The following is a 1,572-nucleotide window of genomic DNA, read 5'->3' on the forward strand; positions in this document are numbered from 1 at the left end:
ATGGTATTGGCTGCAACTGCTGGAGGCATAACAATTTGTATGCGTTCGTTGTTTGGCAGTGTTGCGGAGAGAACGGGATTTTCTACACTAATTTTTTGTGTTGTGTAGGCAGCAACAACTTTCGCAATCCCTTCTAGTTCGCTGTAGGTTAGTTCTTGTATGGTGTGGGTTTGCCAACCATTTGGACCTTCAACAATTACTTCGCCTGGGCGATTGACAACAATTTCAAATAAATTTTCATCATTGAGGAAGTCATCTAAGATCTTTAATTTTGTTAAAACGATGGAGGCTCGTTCTGCATTTTTTGCTGATGGCATAATATGACTTTATTGGCTTAATGAAAAAAGGAATAGCTGGGAGTAGAGTGATACCTTTTGCTTGTTACTACTAGTTTATAGACAGATGAAAAATCGAGATCTCTTGCTACAAAGATGTTGACGAGTTCGCCTTGAAATTTTTCTAGGGTAGGCGGGATGTTGATTTGATTTTCAAGGGCAACGGTGGCTGTATCTTTTCCGATATTGCTTGCTTCAGAGCTGTTGAAACCACCACTTGAGTTAGAATTGCCTTTCTTTTTATTGGTTAGGTTTGTTGTAACGCTATCAACAACGGTGAGTAATAATGCTGAACTGAAGCGTTCCCACCAATGGGTGTTGACGTTGCCGTCAAAACCAGCTCTACCTAAACTGTCAGTTGCGGGAGATGCAAGATTGATGATGACACCGGTTGGTGTTTTTGCTCTTGTCCAGAGCACAAAGAGGCGAGATTGACCCTTTTTAAGCCCTCCTCGGTATTCTCCAACGACTTGGGTTCCTTTATCAAGCAAAACAACGCGCCCATTGTCAGAGAGGATATCACGGTTGATGATGCAGCTTGCAAAGCCTGGTTGGTCGCTGTTTAATGCCGTTTCTAAGATACAGGGGATAGAAGTTCCCATGGCGATGATAAAGTTTCTATTTCCCATGATCCCAGCTCTTGTACCTTCTATTTTTGTAGGCTTTAGAAGTGAGGAAAAACTTTGTGAATCATTATTAGGAGTTTCACTTATATTATTACTATAGTTATTTCTCGACATTTGAGTTGAAGAAGGGGGGGTATTGCTCGTAAAAGCCAATACGGGAGCACGTTGTGCTGCATCAAGTAAAGGATCATGTTCAACTATTTTTTCTGGGTTTTTCGCTGGGGGTGGTAGTGTAATTGGAGCAATTTTTGCTTGTGATTCAGCGGAAACTAATTCTAAGGGAGTAACTGAGTTATTAAAGTCTTGTTTTTTATGAATATTTGCCGTGTCTTTTGATGTTGGTGGTGTTGAAAATATATTCCAAAGCACATATGCGCAAAATCCTACAAAAGCTATAATAATGATTATTTTTTTTGTATCCGATTTTGATGTATTATTTTTGCCATCCCCAATAGATCCTCGATCTTCGATGCTTGATTTATCACTCATGTGTTGTCCCCTTCAATTCCCGCTTATTTAAAGATCTGATGCAACTTTACGTTCAACAGATGGTGAGGTTGTTCCGGTATTTGGATTTGTGCCTTTTGGTTGATAGGCTTCGTTAAAGACGC

2 protein-coding genes and 1 pseudogene are annotated in these 1,572 nt (G+C 40.1%); all 3 read right to left on the minus strand.

The genetic code is table 11. From position 1 onward, the window contains the following. Positions 1–317 (minus strand): ATPase, T2SS/T4P/T4SS family (locus ACFIL8_RS10075; protein ID WP_375637979.1); only part of this gene is annotated, 317 nt, incomplete at its 3' end. A gap of 17 nt (positions 318–334) precedes the next feature. Then, a complete protein-coding gene (virB10, locus tag ACFIL8_RS10080) occupies positions 335–1,450 on the minus strand; it encodes a type IV secretion system protein VirB10 (protein ID WP_375634898.1) in 1,116 nt (371 codons plus the stop codon). 27 nt (positions 1,451–1,477) lie between these two features. Next, positions 1,478–1,572, minus strand: a pseudogene (locus ACFIL8_RS10085) (P-type conjugative transfer protein VirB9); the annotation flags it as partial.

It is taken from the genome of Bartonella sp. AP57NXGY, assembly GCF_042195805.1.
In the GTDB taxonomy this organism is placed as follows: Bacteria; Pseudomonadota; Alphaproteobacteria; order Rhizobiales; family Rhizobiaceae; genus Bartonella.